Origin of the sequence: Peribacillus sp. NPDC101480, from assembly GCF_050277335.1 — a bacterium.
Classification (GTDB): domain Bacteria; phylum Bacillota; class Bacilli; order Bacillales; family DSM-1321; genus Peribacillus.
This window is the reverse complement of the sequence record NZ_JBNNSB010000016.1, coordinates 16,910-35,620: the sequence shown is the minus strand read 5'-3', so window position 1 is coordinate 35,620 and position 18,711 is coordinate 16,910. Positions and strand designations below refer to the sequence as shown.

20 protein-coding genes and 11 tRNA genes are annotated in these 18,711 nt (G+C 40.6%); 2 read left to right on the top strand and 29 right to left on the bottom strand.

What is annotated here, in order from left to right; all coding sequences use genetic code 11:
- Window positions 1–97 precede the first annotated feature (97 nt).
- The 12 genes from ACQKMF_RS26235 to ACQKMF_RS26180 form a co-directional block, all read right to left on the bottom strand.
- Window positions 98–171: transfer RNA gene (locus ACQKMF_RS26235), tRNA-Gly, on the bottom strand.
- A 29-nt stretch (window positions 172–200) separates the two neighbouring features.
- Window positions 201–277, bottom strand: a tRNA-Pro gene (locus ACQKMF_RS26230).
- Between the two features lie 7 nt (window positions 278–284).
- Window positions 285–361: transfer RNA gene (locus ACQKMF_RS26225), tRNA-Arg, on the bottom strand.
- Between the two features lie 18 nt (window positions 362–379).
- Window positions 380–465: transfer RNA gene (locus tag ACQKMF_RS26220), tRNA-Leu, on the bottom strand.
- 58 nt (window positions 466–523) lie between these two features.
- A tRNA-Leu gene (locus ACQKMF_RS26215) sits at window positions 524–605 on the bottom strand.
- 9 nt (window positions 606–614) lie between these two features.
- Window positions 615–690 (bottom strand) — tRNA-Lys (locus tag ACQKMF_RS26210).
- 9 nt (window positions 691–699) lie between these two features.
- Window positions 700–774 (bottom strand) — tRNA-Gln (locus ACQKMF_RS26205).
- A 79-nt stretch (window positions 775–853) separates the two neighbouring features.
- Window positions 854–929: transfer RNA gene (locus tag ACQKMF_RS26200), tRNA-Asp, on the bottom strand.
- Between the two features lie 25 nt (window positions 930–954).
- Window positions 955–1,026, bottom strand: a tRNA-Glu gene (locus ACQKMF_RS26195).
- Between the two features lie 17 nt (window positions 1,027–1,043).
- Window positions 1,044–1,134: transfer RNA gene (locus tag ACQKMF_RS26190), tRNA-Ser, on the bottom strand.
- Between the two features lie 7 nt (window positions 1,135–1,141).
- Window positions 1,142–1,216, bottom strand: a tRNA-Asn gene (locus ACQKMF_RS26185).
- A 147-nt stretch (window positions 1,217–1,363) separates the two neighbouring features.
- A complete protein-coding gene (locus ACQKMF_RS26180) occupies window positions 1,364–1,828 on the bottom strand; it encodes a SprT family protein (RefSeq protein ID WP_402945616.1) in 465 nt (154 codons plus the stop codon).
- A gap of 83 nt (window positions 1,829–1,911) precedes the next feature.
- On the opposite strand from ACQKMF_RS26180, the gene cmpA reads away from it, so the two are divergent.
- Window positions 1,912–2,031, top strand: coding sequence for a cortex morphogenetic protein CmpA (gene cmpA / locus ACQKMF_RS26175; RefSeq protein WP_089364909.1), 120 nt, complete (start codon window positions 1,912–1,914; stop codon window positions 2,029–2,031).
- A 58-nt stretch (window positions 2,032–2,089) separates the two neighbouring features.
- Here the strand turns inward: cmpA and ACQKMF_RS26170 are convergent, their stop codons facing one another.
- The 14 genes from ACQKMF_RS26170 to acpS all read right to left on the bottom strand — a co-directional run bounded on the left by ACQKMF_RS26170 (window position 2,090) and on the right by acpS (window position 13,432).
- The gene (locus ACQKMF_RS26170) at window positions 2,090–4,273 is read right to left on the bottom strand and encodes a Tex family protein (RefSeq protein WP_427575595.1); all 2,184 of its coding nucleotides are present in this window, start codon (window positions 4,271–4,273) and stop codon (window positions 2,090–2,092) included.
- A gap of 92 nt (window positions 4,274–4,365) precedes the next feature.
- Entirely contained in the window at window positions 4,366–4,977 is a 612-nt protein-coding gene (locus ACQKMF_RS26165) for a PP2C family serine/threonine-protein phosphatase (RefSeq protein ID WP_230178895.1), read from the bottom strand.
- Window positions 4,974–5,762 (bottom strand): RNA polymerase sigma factor SigB, encoded by a 789-nt coding sequence (sigB, locus tag ACQKMF_RS26160; RefSeq protein WP_101225980.1) that lies wholly within the window; start codon window positions 5,760–5,762, stop codon window positions 4,974–4,976. The genes ACQKMF_RS26165 and sigB overlap by 4 nt, the downstream gene beginning before the upstream one ends.
- Complete coding sequence (gene rsbW, locus ACQKMF_RS26155; protein ID WP_034306366.1) at window positions 5,740–6,213, bottom strand: anti-sigma B factor RsbW; 474 nt, start codon at window positions 6,211–6,213, stop codon at window positions 5,740–5,742. Before rsbW ends, sigB begins: the two co-directional genes overlap by 23 nt.
- Window positions 6,210–6,542, bottom strand: a complete 333-nt coding sequence (locus tag ACQKMF_RS26150; protein WP_101225981.1) for an anti-sigma factor antagonist — start codon at window positions 6,540–6,542, stop codon at window positions 6,210–6,212. Before ACQKMF_RS26150 ends, rsbW begins: the two co-directional genes overlap by 4 nt.
- 59 nt (window positions 6,543–6,601) lie before the next feature.
- Window positions 6,602–7,612: a PP2C family protein-serine/threonine phosphatase gene (locus ACQKMF_RS26145; RefSeq protein ID WP_101225982.1), complete on the bottom strand. Its 1,011-nt coding sequence runs from the start codon at window positions 7,610–7,612 to the stop codon at window positions 6,602–6,604.
- Window positions 7,613–7,621: 9 nt separating this feature from the next.
- On the bottom strand, window positions 7,622–8,023 hold the full coding sequence (locus ACQKMF_RS26140) for an anti-sigma regulatory factor (protein WP_101225983.1): 402 nt from the start codon (window positions 8,021–8,023) through the stop codon (window positions 7,622–7,624).
- A gap of 3 nt (window positions 8,024–8,026) precedes the next feature.
- The gene (locus tag ACQKMF_RS26135; RefSeq protein ID WP_034306376.1) at window positions 8,027–8,383 is read right to left on the bottom strand and encodes an STAS domain-containing protein; all 357 of its coding nucleotides are present in this window, start codon (window positions 8,381–8,383) and stop codon (window positions 8,027–8,029) included.
- A 2-nt stretch (window positions 8,384–8,385) separates the two neighbouring features.
- Window positions 8,386–9,213, bottom strand: coding sequence for an RsbT co-antagonist protein RsbRA (locus ACQKMF_RS26130; RefSeq protein ID WP_402945606.1), 828 nt, complete (start codon window positions 9,211–9,213; stop codon window positions 8,386–8,388).
- Window positions 9,214–9,626: 413 nt separating this feature from the next.
- Window positions 9,627–9,977, bottom strand: coding sequence for a type II toxin-antitoxin system PemK/MazF family toxin (locus ACQKMF_RS26125; RefSeq protein WP_034306610.1), 351 nt, complete (start codon window positions 9,975–9,977; stop codon window positions 9,627–9,629).
- Window positions 9,978–9,984: 7 nt separating this feature from the next.
- Window positions 9,985–10,266, bottom strand: coding sequence for a CopG family ribbon-helix-helix protein (locus ACQKMF_RS26120; protein WP_034306380.1), 282 nt, complete (start codon window positions 10,264–10,266; stop codon window positions 9,985–9,987).
- A gap of 162 nt (window positions 10,267–10,428) precedes the next feature.
- A complete protein-coding gene (gene alr / locus ACQKMF_RS26115) occupies window positions 10,429–11,592 on the bottom strand; it encodes an alanine racemase (protein ID WP_402945622.1) in 1,164 nt (387 codons plus the stop codon).
- A 242-nt stretch (window positions 11,593–11,834) separates the two neighbouring features.
- On the bottom strand, window positions 11,835–12,839 hold the full coding sequence (locus ACQKMF_RS26110; RefSeq protein WP_101225985.1) for a LolA family protein: 1,005 nt from the start codon (window positions 12,837–12,839) through the stop codon (window positions 11,835–11,837).
- Window positions 12,840–13,081: 242 nt separating this feature from the next.
- Window positions 13,082–13,432, bottom strand: coding sequence for a holo-ACP synthase (gene acpS / locus ACQKMF_RS26105; RefSeq protein WP_101225986.1), 351 nt, complete (start codon window positions 13,430–13,432; stop codon window positions 13,082–13,084).
- A 108-nt stretch (window positions 13,433–13,540) separates the two neighbouring features.
- Here acpS and ACQKMF_RS26100 point away from each other — a divergent pair, with 108 nt between their 5' ends.
- Window positions 13,541–14,131, top strand: coding sequence for a rhomboid family intramembrane serine protease (locus tag ACQKMF_RS26100; protein WP_101225987.1), 591 nt, complete (start codon window positions 13,541–13,543; stop codon window positions 14,129–14,131).
- 26 nt (window positions 14,132–14,157) lie between these two features.
- Here ACQKMF_RS26100 and ACQKMF_RS26095 read toward each other — a convergent pair whose 3' ends face one another.
- From ACQKMF_RS26095 to ACQKMF_RS26085, 3 genes are all read right to left on the bottom strand, one after another.
- The gene (locus ACQKMF_RS26095) at window positions 14,158–15,621 is read right to left on the bottom strand and encodes a PH domain-containing protein (protein ID WP_427575590.1); all 1,464 of its coding nucleotides are present in this window, start codon (window positions 15,619–15,621) and stop codon (window positions 14,158–14,160) included.
- On the bottom strand, window positions 15,614–16,087 hold the full coding sequence (locus ACQKMF_RS26090) for a PH domain-containing protein (protein WP_402945619.1): 474 nt from the start codon (window positions 16,085–16,087) through the stop codon (window positions 15,614–15,616). The genes ACQKMF_RS26095 and ACQKMF_RS26090 overlap by 8 nt, the downstream gene beginning before the upstream one ends.
- A gap of 190 nt (window positions 16,088–16,277) precedes the next feature.
- Window positions 16,278–17,777, bottom strand: coding sequence for a DEAD/DEAH box helicase (locus ACQKMF_RS26085; protein WP_202190667.1), 1,500 nt, complete (start codon window positions 17,775–17,777; stop codon window positions 16,278–16,280).
- Between the last annotated feature and the right edge of the window lie 934 nt (window positions 17,778–18,711).

Genomic DNA, 18,711 nt, shown 5'->3' with positions numbered 1-18,711 from the left:
GAAATGTTTGACTTGCTCATTTGCTTTTTTGATAGTGTGTGCTCACTTAAAATTTAACGTTGGCGCTTTGTTTTGTTCAGTTTTCAAAGAGCAATAATGGAGCGGGTGAAGAGAATCGAACTCTCATCATCAGCTTGGAAGGCTGAGGTTTTACCACTAAACTACACCCGCATTTAATTTTAAAATATTTTCAGAAAGAATGGTCGGGAAGACAGGATTCGAACCTGCGACCCCTTGGTCCCAAACCAAGTGCTCTACCAAGCTGAGCTACTTCCCGTAAAATATGGTGCGCCCGGCGGGAGTCGAACCTACAACCTTCTGATTCGTAGTCAGATGCTCTATCCAATTGAGCTACGGGCGCTAATTTCTATGATGTTATTGGTGCGGCCGAGAGGAGTCGAACCTCCACGGGGTTTCCCCCACTAGGCCCTCAACCTAGCGCGTCTGCCATTCCGCCACGACCGCGAAAGCGACTTTGTAAGTTTAACACCTTTTCAACTTGATGTCAAGAAGAAAATATCAGTGCGGGTGAAGGGACTTGAACCCCCACGCCTTGCGGCGCCAGATCCTAAGTCTGGTGCGTCTGCCAATTCCGCCACACCCGCGAAAATAAATGGTGAGCCATGAAGGATTCGAACCTTCGACCCTCTGATTAAAAGTCAGATGCTCTACCAACTGAGCTAATGGCTCTAAATAAAATGGCTGGGCTAGAAGGGATCGAACCTTCGCATGACGGAATCAAAATCCGTTGCCTTACCGCTTGGCTATAGCCCAATAATCAAATACTAATTAACAGCCAGGATAACATTATATCACGATAACATTATTTTAGCAAGTGTTTTTTTAAAAAAAATGGCGGTCCCGACGGGAATCGAACCCGCGATCTCCTGCGTGACAGGCAGGCATGTTAACCGCTACACCACGGGACCAGTATTTTGATTATGTATAAGAAAGTGACCCATACGGGATTCGAACCCGTGTTACCGCCGTGAAAGGGCGGTGTCTTAACCGCTTGACCAATGGGCCTTGATAAAATATGTAACTGGCGGAGAAGGAGGGATTTGAACCCTCGCGCCGCTTACGCGACCTACACCCTTAGCAGGGGCGCCTCTTCAGCCTCTTGAGTACTTCCCCAAAAAAATGGCTCCGCAGGTAGGACTCGAACCTACGACCGTTCGGTTAACAGCCGAATGCTCTACCACTGAGCTACTGCGGAATAATGAAAATTGGGTTCCTTTTTCACGCTCAAGGACCTTAGTGTTTGTCGTTAAGAACAAGTTGTTATCTTGTCGACTCTTATGATTATAAAGAGGTTGCAACTTAAAGTCAAGGGTTCTTTTATGTTTTTTTATATTTTTGTTTTTTACTCCTTAAACCCTTGGTAAATCAATGTTCCACGACATTTACCACAAACGAAACGGGTAGTGTCGATTCGCTTTTTTCTTATATACACCTGCTGACAGTCTTCACATTTATATTGAATAGTATTCATCTTTTTCTTTAATTGGTTAGATGGCAGCGGCTCGCAAAATCTCGGTGCCCCCACTTTTTTGAGTAATTGCTTAAAGTCCGCATCACGATGCTGGTACCCCTTTTTTTCGATGTGCAGATGATAATGGCACAATTCATGCTTAATGATTCCAATCATTTCTTCCACACCGCGTTCATCAAGATACTTCTTATTGATTTCTATATTGTGTGAACGGAGCAAGTATCGGCCTCCCGTTGTTCGGAGACGTGGATTAAACATGGCTTGGTGTCTAAAGGCCTTTTCAAAGTCTTTCAACGATATTTCTTCCACTAGTTTTTGCAATTGCCGATTATCCATTTCCCCCTCCCTTTCCTTGGTAACATGACAACCTATTATAACATAGACTAATAATACAATAGGAAACTAAGGGAGGAAAAGCTATGCCTAATTGGTTCCAGAATCAAATCCGCAAAGCCTTTTATGAAAAGGATTATTATCAAGTGAAGATGTTGAATCAATGTTGGTTTTTTTATCAAAAAAAAGAAAGCCTCCGTTTATAAATTCAACTTTGCTCCATATAAAAAAACCCCTTCTACTATAGAAGGAGCTTACCGTAGGCTATTTTTGATCCTTTGGCTCGAGCATCGTTAAAGATACCCTTTGTTTTTTGGAGTCAACCAGTTCGACCCAAACCGTCACAACATCCCCAACAGCCACTACATCCAATGGATGCTTTACAAACCGGTTGCTCAGTTTAGAAATATGAACCAGTCCATCCTGTTTAACACCAATGTCCACAAACGCACCGAAATCCACAACATTCCTCACTGTACCTTGTAATTCCATCCCAGTTTGCAGATCCTCCATTTTTAGTACATCCTGCTTAAGCAGTGGTTTTGATAATTCATCCCGAGGATCTCTTCCCGGTTTCATCAAATCATCTATGATATCTTTAATCGTAATTTCCCCAATTTCCAAATCCTCGGCCAAATCAGCCGGATTTAGTTTGCCTAATTCTTCATTCAGGGCATCACTGCCTAAATCATCGGATATGAATCCCATTTTCTTTAATAATTTATTCACGGCACTGTAGTTCTCAGGATGTATCGCCGTTTGATCTAAAGGCTCATCTCCATTAATGATACGTAAGAACCCTATACATTGTTCATATGTTTTGGCACCAAGCCGAGGAATCTTCTTTAATTCCTTCCTGCTTGAAAACTTCCCTTCCACTTCCCTTTTCTTCACAATATTTTGAGCAACCGATTTTGATAAACCAGCTACATATTGCAAAAGTGACGAAGAAGCGGTATTGACATTCACTCCCACCTGGTTAACAGCTGTTTCTACTACAAAGGTGAGGGATTCTGTTAACTTTTTCTGGGACACATCATGTTGATACTGACCCACCCCCACGGATTGCGGATCGATTTTAACAAGTTCAGCAAGGGGATCCTGAAGCCTTCTGCCTATCGAAACGGCGCTTCTCTGTTCTACTTGAAGATCTGGAAACTCTTCACGGGCAATATCCGAGGCTGAATACACGCTGGCTCCCGCTTCATTAACAATTATATATGAAATATTCCCTTTCACTTCTTTTAAAATATCTGCGATGAATTGCTCTGATTCACGTGATGCCGTACCATTGCCGATTGCCACGATTTCAACCGAGAACCGCTGAAGTATTTCAATCGTTTTTTCACGGGCAGCATTAAGCTTCGCAGCAGGAGGATGCGGGTAGATCACACTGATATCGAGAACCTTTCCGGTTTCATCAATGACGGCCAACTTACAGCCAGTCCGATATGCCGGATCAAGGGCAAGGACCACTTTCCCTTTAAGCGGGGGCTGCAAGAGCAGGTTCCGCAGGTTTTCAGAGAAAATATGGATAGCTTGATCCTCAGCTTTTTCCGTCAGCTCTTTTCTGATTTCCCGTTCTACAGAAGGCAGGATCAATCGCTTGAGTCCATCCTCAATCGCAGATTTAAGAACAACTTGGGCTTCAGATTTGTTATTTTTAATGATTTTCCGCTCAAGATGACCAATGATGATTTCAGTCCGGGGCTGAATGGAGATTCGCAGAACTTCTTCCTTTTCACCTCTATTCAGCGCCAACACCCGATGCGGTACGATCCTTTGAACCGGCTCCTCGTATTCATAGTACATTTCGAAGATTTTTTTCTCGTCCTTCTCTTCATTTTTCACAGTTGAAACCATTTTTCCGGCTTTGAAAATTTCAGCCCTTATCCACTTCCTTAATTCTGCATCATCGGATATATGTTCAGCTATGATATCCTGCGCTCCAGCAATAGCCTCTTCAATAGAAGAAACTTCTTTTTCTGCCGATATGAATTCTGCAGCTTTTTCGCTAACACTGGCATGCATTGGACATTCCAGAAGCCAATTGGCCAGTGGTTCAAGACCCTTTTCTTTAGCAACTGTCGCTTTCGTTCTCCTTTTTTGTTTGAATGGCCTGTATAAATCCTCGACTTCCTGCAGTTTTGTTGCCTTCTCGATTTGTATCGTTAATTCTTCCGTCAATTTTCCCTGTTCACCAATCGAACGCGTAACTTCCGCTTTCCTCTGGCCAAGGTTTTCAAGATAGTTCCACCTTTCCATGATGGAACGAATCTGAACTTCATCAAGCGAACCCGTCATTTCTTTCCTATACCGAGCGATAAAAGGGACAGTGTTCCCTTCTTGCAGCATCTGTATGACGTTTTGGACTTGATTATTTTTCAAAGTTAGCTCATTGGATATTTGTTTAATCAGTTCTTTCAATTTATCTTCTACAACGATCATTATGTTTACCTCCAACCTTTTGATCTAATAAGTATAGTCTAGCAAATGAGTGATGAAGTTGCGAATTCAATACAAAAAAGCTCACTTCCGAATTATGGCGAAAGTAAGCTTCCTAAAATGAAAGTTGTATCATCTGCAGTTAATGGACTGCTTTTTAATATGCACTGTGCGTTCTTATCGATAGGGACCAGCCTTTTTAAAAAAGATTTAGCTCCCTTAAGTTCTAAACCATCGGAATGAAGGATGAATTTTGCATTTGGTTCATATTTGTAGCTCTGCGTCCTGTATGTTTGTTTCCTTCCGGATAAATACCCTGTAACAGGTAAAGGGTAAACGAGTTTATCGTCGCTTGGATTATACAGAAAAAAGCGGATGTTACCCACTGAACTGTATACAAATTCATTCTTGTCATAAAAAATCTTCAAAATCGAAACGGCTGCCCCCCGCTTATCGACTAAAACCTGGTTACATACTGCCATTAATGATTCTACATCCAACTCATGATTACGTTTAACTTCCTCGATGACGGCATGGGAGGAATCATAAGCATTTTTGCCGCTGCCTAGACCATCTGCCAGGACACACACAAAGTATTCTTTCGTATGAAGAAAGAAGTAATCATCACCACAATAAACCATCCCGTTTTTAGACGATTGAGAGACAAGGACTTCTATTTTTTCTTCCCTCAGAATATCTTTGATCACTGAATTAACTCCGAGTTTTCAGCATTAATGGCTTCTTGAAGTTTCTTGATCGCGCGGCGTTGGAGCCTTGAAACATGCATTTGGGAAATCCCCAGTTTATCGCCAGCTTCTTTCTGGCTTAAATTCTCTAAATAAGTATGTTGAATGATCATCTTTTCACGGTCACTCAGAACATGCAGCACCTTTTCAAGCACAAGCCGCTGATTGACCTTTTCAAAACCTTCATCGACATTCCCGAATATATCAAGTAATGTGACAGTACCGCCATCAGAATCCGCCTCAATAGAATGATCCACAGATAATGCTTGATAGCTTTTTCCCATTTCCATCGCTTCTAAAACTTCTTCTTCAGTCACGCCTATACTATCGGCTATTTCATCTATTCTTGGTGAGCGATGCAGAGTTGTCGTCAATTCCTCGACAGTCACCCTGATTTTCGGACCAAGTTCCTTAATTCTCCTTGGCACATGGACACTCCATGTTTTGTCACGAAGGAACCTTTTGATTTCGCCGATTATAGTAGGGACGGCAAATGCCTCAAAGCTCTTACCGAAAGATTCATCATATCGTCGAATGGCACCTAATAAACCAATCATGCCGACTTGGGAGATATCCTCCTGAAATGATTTCCCTTTCGCATACTTGCGGGCGATTGTTTCAACTAAACTTTTATAATGGATGACTAGATTACTCTGTGCTTCATCATCTTGATTCTGCTGGTAAGCTCTAATCCATTCATTTACCTGTTCTCTTTGTGCCTGATTAGGTTGAGACTGTTTTTGCATCCATCTCCACCTGCTCTCCTTCTAAAAACTTAGTCATAAATACTGTAACCCCATCATGCTGATGAATTTTAACATCATCCATCAGAGTTTCAATAAGGTAAAGACCCAAGCCTCCTTCTCTCAAAAGTTCGACTTTTTGTCCATTTTCGTATGGACCGAGTCCTTGACGAACTTCTTCGAAATTACAGCTCTTGCCACTATCAGAAACCATGACCTCCAGACGGTCAGGATAAAGGCCGAAACTTACTTTCACTTCACCTTTTTCAGAATCCTTATATGCATGCTGTACCGCATTTGTACAAGCCTCACTGGTAGCGATCTTCAAATCCTCAATTTCATCATACGCAAATCCCATCCGGCTTCCTATCCCAGAAAGCGTTAAACGAATGACACCGATGAATTCTGGTTTTGCAGGTATTTTCATTTCGATGTAATCATATACTTGACTCATTCTAACCCACCCTCTGTACCACTTTTTATATCAATGATATCTGCAAGACCTGTTATATCAAATAAACGTCGTAACCTTTCTGATAAGCCAACTAGTGTGAATTCGCCATTATGTGCCCTTACGCTTTTGAAGGCACCGACAAATACCCCAAGTCCCGTACTATCCATATAAGAGACTTCAGTTAAATCAATCGTAATCGAAACATTATCCTGCTCTGAAATCGGAAATAGTGATTCCCTTAATTTCGGTGCAGTATAGGCATCAATTTCACCTTTTAGTTTTACAACAAATTCAGTATTTAATTCATTAACATCTACAGTTATATTCATCCTTGACCCACCTCTTCAAATCCTCTTCATTCCTATATCTATACCCAGCAGAAACAATACTAAACATTTGATTTTAAAATTATTAATGTAAAATCATCCCTCAGTTGGAAGTTCTGCATTTTCTCTAATTGTTTAAATATATTATTCACCATTTCCTGGGCTTGCAAATGCATATTCTTTTTAATGAAACCGATAAGTGTTTCCCTTTCTATGAACCCATCATACGTCCGGCATTCCGTTACCCCATCGGATAATAAAATGATCATGTCTCCACGATTCACCGTTTTTTCATATTGGCGATACCTTGTTTTTTTATCAACTCCAAGCAACAAGCCCTTTGCATCCAAATCACTAAAAGTACCTGTTGCGGCATCATAGTAAAAGCCAGGTTCATGTCCGGCTGAAGCATAGGAAAATTGCCTGTCATGCGGATCATATAAACCATAGAACATGGTTATGAACATGCTTGGATCCACATTATGCTCCACAACACGGTTCAAACTCTCAAGCACACTATTCGGTTCATGACGATGCTCGGGAAGACTGTCCATCGCATATTTGATCATCGACATGCACAATGCAGCAGGAATCCCTTTTCCTATGACATCTGCTATCCCTACTCCTATACGATCATTTTCATCTTGGACGAAGTGATAGTAATCTCCGTTCATCTGTCTCGCCGGAACACTGATCGCTCCAATTTCAAGTGCTTTGATATCAGGAATTTTCGTTTCCAAAAGAGTATGTTGAACGTTTGCCGCAATCTCGATTTCCGTTTTCAGTTCCTGCTGTTGATGTCTAAGGCTTTGATGTTCACGGTATGCAATACCGTAGCCCATCATGACTTCCAGCAGAAAATCGAAAGAATCCAACACTTTTCCCGGTAATTCCGGGTAAAGTTCCATTAAGTTATTTTTATGCATACTGATGATTTCTTCTGGAGATATATTGTATTTGATATGTAGGCGGCTAATCTTTTGTCCTTGGTAGAGTGCCTGCTCATTTTGGTCTTTAAGATAAGTAGAAAGCGCCTCATGATACTTTTTCTCCATGTTCTCCCTAATATCCATATTCCCCCCCTAACGGAGCCATTTCGTAGCGATGATCTTAGTCCCTTCACCTGGTATCGAATCAATATCAAAGTCATCCATTAAACGTTTGGCTCCAGGAAGACCTGCGCCCAGTCCCCCTGAGGTGGTATATCCATCTTCCATGACTCTGCGGATATCCTCAATTCCCGGACCCTGGTCCTCTGCAATGATTTTCAATCCTGACTTCCCATTTATATTTAGCTTTTCTATGCTAACACTGCCTTGTCCAGCATATAGGTATATGTTTCGGGCCAATTCGCTAATGGCTGTTGTGATCCTGGCCTGGTCTACAGTACCGAACCCCAACTCTTTAGCGACATTTCTTCCGAGCTGCCTTGCAGCTACGATGTCCCATTCATTTATGATTTTTACGCAGGATTGGAACTCCATTCTTTAATCCCCCAATTCCTGTTGTAATTTCTCCAGGCCTTTCTCTAAGTCTAATGCTGTCAGAACATCATCGAGACTAATTCCCAGTTCAATTAATGTTATTGCAACAGCAGGCTGGATTCCCGTAATTACAACTTTGGCCCCCATAAGCTTAGACATGCTAAAGACATCGCCCAATACCTTTGCGATAAAAGAATCAATAAAATCTATTGAGGTAATATCTATAACAACGCCATTCGCGCTTGTTTCATGAATCTTATGCAGTAAATCCTCTTGAAATTGAAGGGCTGTCATATCATCCAATTCCCACTGTATAGAGACTAACAAGCAGTCATAAAGCTTCAATATCGGAATCCTCATACTTATCCCTCCACCTTTACGATCTTACGGCTCGTTGATTCCAACGCAACTTCTATCCCTTTTTTCAATGTATTTTTTGTAATCACTTCATTTAAATTAATTCCAAGATTAACGATTGTTTGAGCAATTTCAGGGCGGATGCCGCAGAGTATGCATTTTGCGCCCACTAATCGGACTGCTTCCGCCGCTTGAATGATATGATGGGCAACCATGGTATCCACGACCGGCACGCCCGTTATATCAATGAGAACAACTTCAGATCTATGCTTTACAACGCCGGTCAACAGGTTTTCCATTATCTGTTTGGCACGTTCCGTATCAATCGTACCAATCAGCGGCATTACCGTTATTCCTTCCAATACAGGAATGAGCGGAGCCGAAAGTTCTTGCAACGCTATTTTTTGCATGGAAACAGTTCTTTCCCAAGTTTGAGTATATATATTGACTATTTCATTATTTATCGGTGTGGCCCATTTATCCAAATGGTTAACAAGATTGACTTGATTTCCAGGAGTAACAAGACCCTTTTCCACCATACCATTTATGACAATTAACGTGAATTTATGAAGTCCTTCATTGACGAAAGTGAGAGGCCATCCCAATTGGACGACTTTCTCGGCAAAATCTGAAAGCTTCAATGTGAATTCCTTGTTTTTACTATCAACGTTCGTAATGATCATATCTATAAATTCACTGCTAGTTTGCGTGAACATTCGATCTGAAACGACTTTAATTAATCTTTCGTCCGTACTTTCCTTCATGATGCCCATCCACTCAGTAAGGATGTAATCTTGATTTTGCTTAATAAAATCGTAAACCAATTGATTCATAATATCCTCCCATTCTAACACAATTGCCTTGTTTCCCTGTCCACGTCACAAGGATGTTAACTAACTGTAATGTTATTTCCATTTGGATTTCCTTTGAATTTCCCCACTAACTTTTGCTTTTTTTTTAGTTATTTACAAAATAACTATATACCCGAAATTCAGGTAAGAAAAACATCAATTAATGAAAAGTTAGGGAGATACTATAAAAAACAATGACGTTCCATTCAATATCTAACTATATAATGTTTTTATTCGTCAAATTTTTCATATTTCCTGCTGTATAGTTTTTGGATATGTTAATGTTATTTGACAAAAAAAACACGATCCCCACAGTTGCAGGGATCGTGCCATCTAAATAACATCAAGAATGATTTGTATTATAATAACGCCCGGTTTAACGGGAAAAATTTTCTTTAAAACTCAATGAGGCCTAAACTAATTTGCAAAGCTTCATTGACTTTTTGCATCATCGGTTCGTCAAGATGCGTAATTTTATCAGTTAAACGCTGCTTATCAATTGTCCGGATCTGTTCTAATAAAATGACGGAATCCCGCTCGAATCCGTACTTTTTTGCATTAATCTCAACATGTGTAGGCAATTTCGCTTTTTGAATTTGAGCTGTAATGGCTGCCACGATCACAGTCGGACTAAAGCGATTACCAATATCGTTTTGTAAAATTAGTACCGGACGGGTCCCCCCCTGCTCTGAACCAACTACCGGGGAAAGGTCTGCGAAGTATACGTCACCACGCTTAACAACAATCAATGGCTCAGCCTCCGCTAACTAATCGTTCAACGCAATGACCAGCCTCGAATTCAGCCTGGAAGGCTTCAGAAGCAATCGTTAAGTTAATGGCCGCCATTTCAATATAACCGCGTTTCATCGATTCGCGAAACTCTTTCTTTTTACGTTCGCGAAGATACATTTTTGTGGCACGATAAATAAATTCACTGCGATTTACATTTTCCTCACTCGCATACCCATCTAACTCTGTTAAAAAATTTTGAGGTAATCGAATTAATATCTCTCTTGTTGCGCTGGATTCAGACACAAACATACACCTCCACCATCACTACACACCTTTATTGTATATATCCTTTTCAATATTACCATTAAAATGCCTATCTGCAAAGAGTATATTCTATTCTCAATCCTATTATCAGCATAATAAAGGAAATCTTATTCACAATCTTAGGATTTTTTTACAATCGGGTCATTCCAAGATGAAGTTGCGTACATGATTCACCTGATTGTCTTTTATATACACACGAGGCACTCTTGCTCCAATCATACATGTTATCTCATAGTTGATCGTTTCCAGTTTTGCCGCTATCTCATCGACAGTTATCGATTCATCCCCATCATTCCCCATCAGTGTGACCTCTGTTCCTACAGGGTATGGCCCAGGCAGCTTGATCATGCATTGATCCATGCAAATCCTCCCGACTATGGGTACTCTTTTTCCATCCACAAGAACTTCCTGACCTTGCAGCTTACGAATCCAGCCGTCAGCATAACCGATTGGCAAAGTCCCGATCCACTCATCACCTTCAGCCGTATATGTCGCTCCATAACTAACGCTTTCACCCTTAGCAAGCTGTTTAACCGCAACCATCTTCGTTCTCAATGATATAGCCTGTTTTAATGGGTATGGCAATATCGGCTTCATCTCCACGGAAGGACTCAATCCATACATGGAAATCCCCATTCTTATTGCATTCCATTCAGGATCGGTGAATCTTAAAGAAGCTGCACTATTGGCTGCATGAATATATTCAGGCTTTCCTGTCATTACGGAAAGCATCCCTTTAAATGTAGCAAGCTGCTTTTCATAATAGTCGGTCTTCATTTCATCCGCCGTCGCGAAATGAGTGAATATCCCTTGGAAATTGAAACAAGCCTCACGCTCAAGCAAATTTTCCACTTTCATGAGTTGACCTTTATCACGAATGCCGATTCTACCCATGCCGCTATCCACTTTTACATGGATTTGCAAAACTTGTCCCGGTTTCAACAAATCCTTTGCCTTTTCCAACCATGCTACATCGAAAACCGTCACGGAAATCCCATACTCGGCAGCAAGAGCCGCGCTTTCAGGCCTTGACGCCCCAAGTACAAGGATCGGAGCCAATATTCCCTTTTTTCGTAAGGCAAGAGCCTCATCCAAAAAAGCGACACTTAAAAAATCCGCCCCCGCTTCAAGCGCCGTTTTGGCCACTTCATAGTCCCCATGGCCATATGCATTCGCTTTAACGACAGCGAAAAGACTAACGCCATTTCCCAGTCTTTGTTTCATTGAAGAGATATTTTCAAAAATTTTATCCAAATTTACTTCTGCCCACGTATCTCGATGAAATATTTTCGTTTCCAAGACCATTTCCTTCTTTCCTACACTCACAATAAGATTCTTCCCAGTAGCGAAGTTTTCGTTTCATTATAGGAACATTCTATAACCAACCGCCAGAAAGATAAAGTGCTTTTTCACCTTGATTCTAATTTCCCAGCTGCGAGCCTAAATCAGTTGGAAGGATTAAAAATGTCAACAAGCTGCTTTCCCGCCTATCCTACCCAGAAGAAACCTTCGTAAGGAGACGGGAAACATCAGCTTGTTATGTAATCCTATTTGACTGGTTCTTCCCCAACCGAACGGGCGACTTCTATCATCTCTTCCTGTGTCAAATCCTTTGATGCAAGCATATAATCGACACCTTCAAAAGTCCATGCAATCGTATTTCCTGTCATGGCCCCGACAGTATAACCCAAATCAACCGGTTCTCCATTAACATTCGTCGAAACGGAAGTTTGAACTACCTCAGCTTTCTCCTGAACTAATGTAAAACTTTTTGTACCCTCATAGGTCAAAACGACACGTTCTCCCTTTTCCGTCGTAATTTCTTTTTCTTCCGTTAAATTCATATCACCAATATTGTCAGGGTATTTCACTGCAAATCCTTCATTTTGGACTTCTGCCATAACGGGTGCTTCAAGTTGTGCACTTGTCATGTTTTTCTTCATATCAAATGAATCCTTATCAAAAGTCGTATCGAATTTAACTTTCGAGAATTCAACTAGTACCAATGCGGTCTTATCAGGGTCCATGACTTTTACACTGACTGGGGATAAATCCTTTTTGTTTATAGTAATCTCTTGATATGGCAACATTTTATTGTTTTGGTAGCGTGTTTTCGTTTCAAAGACATAATGTTTATCCGTTTCTTTATATGTCGCACTTTTATCTTCCGTAATGTCTTTCACCAACGACTCGAACAAATAGGCCTGACTGCTGTTCTCCGGCCACTCGCTTTGAAATTTAAAACTTTTATTCAAAGCTGGTGTCAGAACATATACACCATCATCATTTTTCAAAATCATCTGGCTTTGATCCTTTTCTTCATTTTTCAGATTTACGCGGTAAAAAGAAGGGTCCTTATGCCAAATCTCCACATTATACACTTGAGGTTCCGTCCCCATCTTCAATGTCATCTTCGCGTTAGCTTTATATCCCTTCATTTCGCCAAGCTTCTCATTCAATTCACTCACTACGTCACTCTGTGATTTTTGGCCGCAAGCAGAAAGAGCAAGCAAGAGCATGATCCCTGCAAAAAGCATTACCATCTTCTTCATCTTTTCAACCCCTTTTTGTCATTTGAACGTAAAAGGGAGAGGAAAAGGCAGGATCCGGACATTGGCTCGACTGATGTCTTAGATTCCTCGGTATTTTAGGCACGGACCCATTCTCAGTCCGGCTAAAAACTTTTCGAGAGCACCTACTCTGCCATGTACCTTTTACCGGGCCTTGTCTCCCTATAGCACTAAATGTATATGAGACAACCTAAAGGTTTATGACCCGATGGACAAAACTCCATTCACCCTTCAATTACGACTTGAGCAACCGCATAATCCCGGCTGTGGCTAATCGAAAGATGGACCCCTTCAGAAAACGGCTTTGAAATCATCGGCTTTCCTTTATCATCCGAAATGATTTCAATATCCAAAAAGGATAAGTGCTTGCCTATCCCTGTTCCGTTTGCTTTTGAAAAAGCCTCCTTTGCCGCAAAACGCCCAGCAAAATACTCGACCTTCCTTCTTCCATTTAACTTTTCGAAAATCAAGATTTCCTTTTCTGTTAATATACGTTCCTTTAAACGGGGTTGCCGATTAATCAGTGTTTCCATTCTATCCAATTCAGTAATGTCCACGCCTATACCTTTAATCACTTTGACACCTCTTCTATTAATTTAATAAGCTGCATATCATTAGGAGGACTCTTTTACCTGAAAATGATAATATTGTATTTAATTAAAAACGATAACAAGGAGGAATTTATGTTTACAAGAACAGAAGGCTTCCGCGAATACGCAGATTCATATCGAGCTGTTACTGTGCTCATACTCATTATGATGATTGTATTCGTTCTTGTCCTCTTCCCCATATTTCCCGGCAATGTACTCTTTTATTATGGCGCAGGTGTGAACTTATACATCGCTGATGGACAATGGTGGCGTTTGATCACCCCCATCTTTCTACATAGCACGTTTACACATTTACTGTTTAACGGATTCTCCCTTGCCATCTTCGGTCCATTCCTAGAGAAATTACTTGGAACCATCAAGTTTTCAATCTTCTTTTTATCGACAGGTATCCTTGCCAATATCGCAACCTTTCTAATTAATCCACTGACATATAACCACGTAGGTGCTAGCGGAGCAATTTTTGGTTTACTCGGATTCTTTTTATATCTTGTACTTTTCAATAAAACCAATTTTACGAACAACGAAAGAAATACAGTATATACACTGACCGGAATTGCCGTCATCATGACCTTCATACAACCGCAGATCAACGTTATCGGTCATCTGGCTGGACTGGCAACCGGCTTTTTAACAGCTCCATTATATTTAAGAAAAAAATGGTAGGACAAACAGCCGACTCTTCCCTTCAATCATTGGGAGTCGACTGTTTTTTTAGGTGAATACCATGATTTAATTATTAGGCAATCCTTTTCTTCCACATCAGCAACCATGCCGACCCGGGAGGTGATTCCTGATTTGACCGACGCTGAAATCGTTGCTAATTCTTTTCGATTTTGAAACCAACTTTTTTTATATGTGATTGATTGAATTCTGCTTCTCTGCATGATCAATGTTTGCTTCGAGAAAAAACGGCTGCTCAATAGCAACAAATTCCCATCTATGCTCCATCCTGCATCTCTATATTGCATGTAAGCCCAAAAAATCGTCAACGGTACAAGCAAAAGGGAAAGATAACCCCAAGGACTTAAAAACCATACCAAGGCACCGATGATCGGGATGAGGTACAGAAACTTATGAAACACATACCGGGAAAGTGCACGCTTAGGTATCGGTGTCATCTCAATGGTTGTTTCATAAACCGGTAAAATTTCCAGGATTTTTTCATGTAAATGCCTCTTCCTGATTAAAGGGAACAGCATGATGGATAGACTTTCTTTATCTTCCATACTGCCTCCAGCATATTCAATATAAACCGTCGCCAATCCCAATGGCTTCCGAATCAAATTCTCCATGATCCGGATACCTTGAATTTTATGGATAGGGATTGTCAGCTGTCTTTTCTCGAGAAGCCCTCTGGAAATAACGATTTCCTCATCCGTTTTTAACACGGTAAAGGAAGCATATTTAATTACCATACTTAATGTGGCCAGTACATAAACCACCAGTAAAGCCACCAGAGCAAACAAGGTCAGAATGATGGTCCCCATTTCAATAAACTCTTCATAATCCTTAAATATCCTCTCAAAAGGTATCATTTCATCGAACTGTGAAATAAAAGCGATTGCCCCAGATAGGAAGACACCTACCGCTCCCGAAGTGGCAGCCATAACGAATAGCTGCGGCAATGTCTGCTTAAAAACGGAAGACGATTTAGCTGCATATCCTTTATTCGCAACTTCATCTTTATCATTACCAAAAATATTTTTCGCATTTTTTTCTTCACTTATAAAAGCATTGATTCGTTCAGCATCACTTTTGCTTATGGCTGATAATACAGCATCGGCCTGAGACCCGCCTGCCGTTTCAATATTCAGCTTCACTAGGCTGAATATCCTCTGGATGATGCCCTCTGATATATCTATGCTATGGATCCGATCAAACTTTATATACCGTTTCTTCCTTACGAAAACCCCGGACTCAATTCTGAATTCGCCCTCTTCTATGCGATATGTAAAACGTAACCATTGAAGGAATGCAATGACTATCAGCAAAAGTATAATAATGGCAATGACCAGCGGTTGTATCCATCCAGGAATTCCTTCATTCTTCCCAGGAATGACGACCACTAATAAAAAAGGGATGACTAACTCCTTAATCGATTTAATGATGTTAAGCAATACAGCTATGGGGTGAAGCCTTTTAGGATCAGACATCTTCTTCCTCCACACTTGCCATTCTCGAAATATAATGCCGCAATTCATCTGCCTCTCCAAGGTCCAAGGCTGGGATAACATGAAGGGTCGCTGCAGTGGAAATTTCAACGGAGGCTAAATCGTATTTTCTTAATAATGGCCCTTGCTTCGTTTCAACATGCTGGACCCTTATCATGGGGATGAGCGTTCTTTTAATGACGAAAATACCACTTTGGATATCAATTTCAGTATTTCTTACTTCGTAACGCCACCGCTTCCATTTCACCGACGGAATCAGAAAGATGGCCAGATAAGATTGGATTATCGAAATTATGATCAACGCTCCAAACACCCAATATGTCCAATCAAAAATGATTGTAAGCACGAGTACGGCGATGCTTATAATCCAGGTTATTGAACAGCTTATAAGACCACTGATTTTCCATACGGTCAAGGCCTTATTCGATATGCGATTTTCAGGTTCCATGTGCTTCTCCTCTTCCGGACAGGTAATGCTAATTGAATCATCATCATCCATCCTTGCTTTCATCCATTATACTATAATTAAATGCTGGAAATTAACCCCTTTCCAAAAACCCTTAACCAATCGGATACCATTGCATAAGGAGATGCACATAAAAAAAATGCCGCTCAAATGAGCGGCATTTCCAATTCAATTAAATCTTATTCGTTTTTTCTCTTTTTTGGCTCGTGCTACGGTTTCCGTAACCATTCGATTTACGGTTCGCGCTTGGGCGTTTCCCTGATCCGCTACCGTAATCTTTTCTGCCTGAAGAACTGCGGCCATTGCGCTGTCTGTTGCCAGAAGAACTGCTTCCTCCGCGATTGCGACGCATTGGAGATGGAGATTCTTCCGTTAACTTGATAGGCGTTTGATCCGGTTCTTTTGTCATTGATTTAAGCATGGCTGCAACTAAATCCGCTGCGCTATGTTTTTGTAATAATTCTTCCGCTTGACCAAGGTATAAAGTTAAATCCTCATTCTCGATTGTATTAAGGATTTTTTCCGTTACTGCTTTTTGTTGACCTTCCAACGCTTCAGTTAACGTAGGAGTCTTAAGTTTCTCCATACGTTTTTTCGTTGTATGTTCAACTGCATGCAGTTGGCCTCTTTCTCTTGGTGTTACAAACGTAATGGCTATACCATGTTTACCCGCACGTCCTGTACGTCCAATACGGTGAACGTAGCTTTCCGGATCTTGAGGGATATCAAAGTTGTATACGTGAGTAACGCCGGAAATATCAAGTCCACGTGCAGCAACATCAGTAGCAACGAGTACATCGATGCTGCCGTCTTTAAACTTTTTCAAAACAGAAAGGCGTTTTGCCTGACTAAGGTCACCATGAATGCCTTCAGCCATATAACCGCGGATATTCAATGCAGATGCCAATTCATCGACACGGCGTTTCGTACGTCCGAAGACGATCGCAAGATCCGGTGTTTGAATATCGAAAAGGCGTGCAAGTGTATCGAATTTTTCACTTTCTTTTAACTCCAAGTAATATTGTTCGATACGATCCACTGTCATTTCTTTTGCTTTTACACGTACAAGAACGGGTTCCCGCATGAATCTTTCAGCAATTTTACGGATTGGATCAGGCATTGTAGCTGAGAAAAGCAATGTTTGCCTTTCGTCAGGAACCGTTGAAAGGATCAATTCGATATCCTCAATGAATCCCATGTTAAGCATTTCATCCGCTTCATCAAGAACTACAGTGTGAACTCCGCCTAATTTAATATTTTTACGTTTGATATGGTCTAAAAGACGACCAGGCGTACCAACGATAATATGTGGTTTTTTCTTTAAAGCACGGATTTGACGGTCGATGTCTTGTCCACCATAAACAGCAAGTACTCGAGCGCGTTTTCCGTAACCAAGCTTGAAAAGTTCCTCGGAAACTTGAATGGCAAGCTCACGTGTAGGTGCAATGACGATCCCTTGCACGTTTTCGTTATTAATATCGATGTTTTCCATCAATGGAATACCGAATGCTGCTGTTTTACCTGTTCCCGTTTGCGCTTGACCGATGATATCTTTACCTTCAAGTGCTAGAGGTATCGTTTGGGATTGAATCGGGCTCGCTTCTTCAAATCCCATTTTTTCTATTGATTTCATGGACGTTCTATCTAATCCTAATTCGCTAAACAATGTCAATGTTTTCGTACTCCTTTTTATATCGTAAATTTACACGTGCATTCATGGATCATGCACAGATGTTTTAGTTCAAATCCTCATCATCATGACGGATGTTCTTCTTTATCTCTTATAAAAAGTTTATCATTATCACCTAAAAGTATGTCTGCCTTTTAGTTCAAATGAACTCAATATGATTTTTTAAAAAGGAAATATACCAGTACGGACATTCACTGGCATTTTTAACTTCGCGCACGTGTAGACTTATCATTAACCTACGCTCATCTTTTTAAAAGTACATGTAACCAAAATTAAATTCAATATGGAAAATTAAAAGTAGCATAAACGGGTGTTTCACCGTTTTATTCAGGTGAGGGCTGCTGCACCTATTATTCATCAGACTTAAAAAGGCTGTATGAACAAAACTTGACGAGAGCCAAGATTCTTATACAAAACAGGCCCGGTGCGTTGAGGATTTGCAGAAGTGGAAAAGCGCTTAAATGCGGCTTGATTCCCTAATAGCTACTAAAGCCGCCAAGAGATGCAGCTTTTATATATGACCAGACGCGAGGCCTATTTAATCTAAAATAATCTCAAGAATGAACTCATGAAACATGTAAGAACATACAATTTTGTTGCCTCAACCTGATTAATTTTAAATAATCATCAATGATAAGACATTTAAACTCATACTCATATTACCATTTTCAAACTGTTAATGCAATAAAGGATATCGCCCATTCAGAGTTACTAAAAACTTTTGGCAGTTTCAAAAATGAAAAAATTAGTCATTTCTTCCTGTTAAATATGCAGCTGCGACACTTTTGAGTAAGAATATGGCTTGTTATTCAATAATGGACAAAAACACACATGGACTGATTATTTCATCAATAGGTTCACCGTTTTACTATATCCATTTATGCGTAAGTGGATTCAATCTTAGACAAATTCAAAG

Excerpts from the sequence above, each read along its gene's own strand:
- rsbW (WP_034306366.1), bottom strand. The coding sequence starts at position 6,213 with ATGAGTCAAGTATATGATTACATCGAAATGAAAATACCTGCAAAACCA.
- sigB (WP_101225980.1), bottom strand. The coding sequence starts at position 5,762 with ATGCAAAAACAGTCTCAACCTAATCAGGCACAAAGAGAACAGGTAAAT.
- ACQKMF_RS26135 (WP_034306376.1), bottom strand. The coding sequence starts at position 8,383 with ATGAGGATTCCGATATTGAAGCTTTATGACTGCTTGTTAGTCTCTATA.
- ACQKMF_RS26100 (WP_101225987.1), top strand. The coding sequence starts at position 13,541 with ATGTTTACAAGAACAGAAGGCTTCCGCGAATACGCAGATTCATATCGA.
- ACQKMF_RS26170 (WP_427575595.1), bottom strand. The coding sequence starts at position 4,273 with ATGATCGTTGTAGAAGATAAATTGAAAGAACTGATTAAACAAATATCC.
- ACQKMF_RS26090 (WP_402945619.1), bottom strand. The coding sequence starts at position 16,087 with ATGGAACCTGAAAATCGCATATCGAATAAGGCCTTGACCGTATGGAAA.
- ACQKMF_RS26180 (WP_402945616.1), bottom strand. The coding sequence starts at position 1,828 with ATGGATAATCGGCAATTGCAAAAACTAGTGGAAGAAATATCGTTGAAA.
- ACQKMF_RS26095 (WP_427575590.1), bottom strand. The coding sequence starts at position 15,621 with ATGTCTGATCCTAAAAGGCTTCACCCCATAGCTGTATTGCTTAACATC.
- ACQKMF_RS26150 (WP_101225981.1), bottom strand. The coding sequence starts at position 6,542 with ATGAATATAACTGTAGATGTTAATGAATTAAATACTGAATTTGTTGTA.
- ACQKMF_RS26130 (WP_402945606.1), bottom strand. The coding sequence starts at position 9,213 with ATGAATCAATTGGTTTACGATTTTATTAAGCAAAATCAAGATTACATC.
- ACQKMF_RS26140 (WP_101225983.1), bottom strand. The coding sequence starts at position 8,023 with ATGGAGTTCCAATCCTGCGTAAAAATCATAAATGAATGGGACATCGTA.
- ACQKMF_RS26145 (WP_101225982.1), bottom strand. The coding sequence starts at position 7,612 with ATGGATATTAGGGAGAACATGGAGAAAAAGTATCATGAGGCGCTTTCT.
- ACQKMF_RS26110 (WP_101225985.1), bottom strand. The coding sequence starts at position 12,839 with ATGAAGAAGATGGTAATGCTTTTTGCAGGGATCATGCTCTTGCTTGCT.
- cmpA (WP_089364909.1), top strand. The coding sequence starts at position 1,912 with ATGCCTAATTGGTTCCAGAATCAAATCCGCAAAGCCTTTTATGAAAAG.
- alr (WP_402945622.1), bottom strand. The coding sequence starts at position 11,592 with ATGGTCTTGGAAACGAAAATATTTCATCGAGATACGTGGGCAGAAGTA.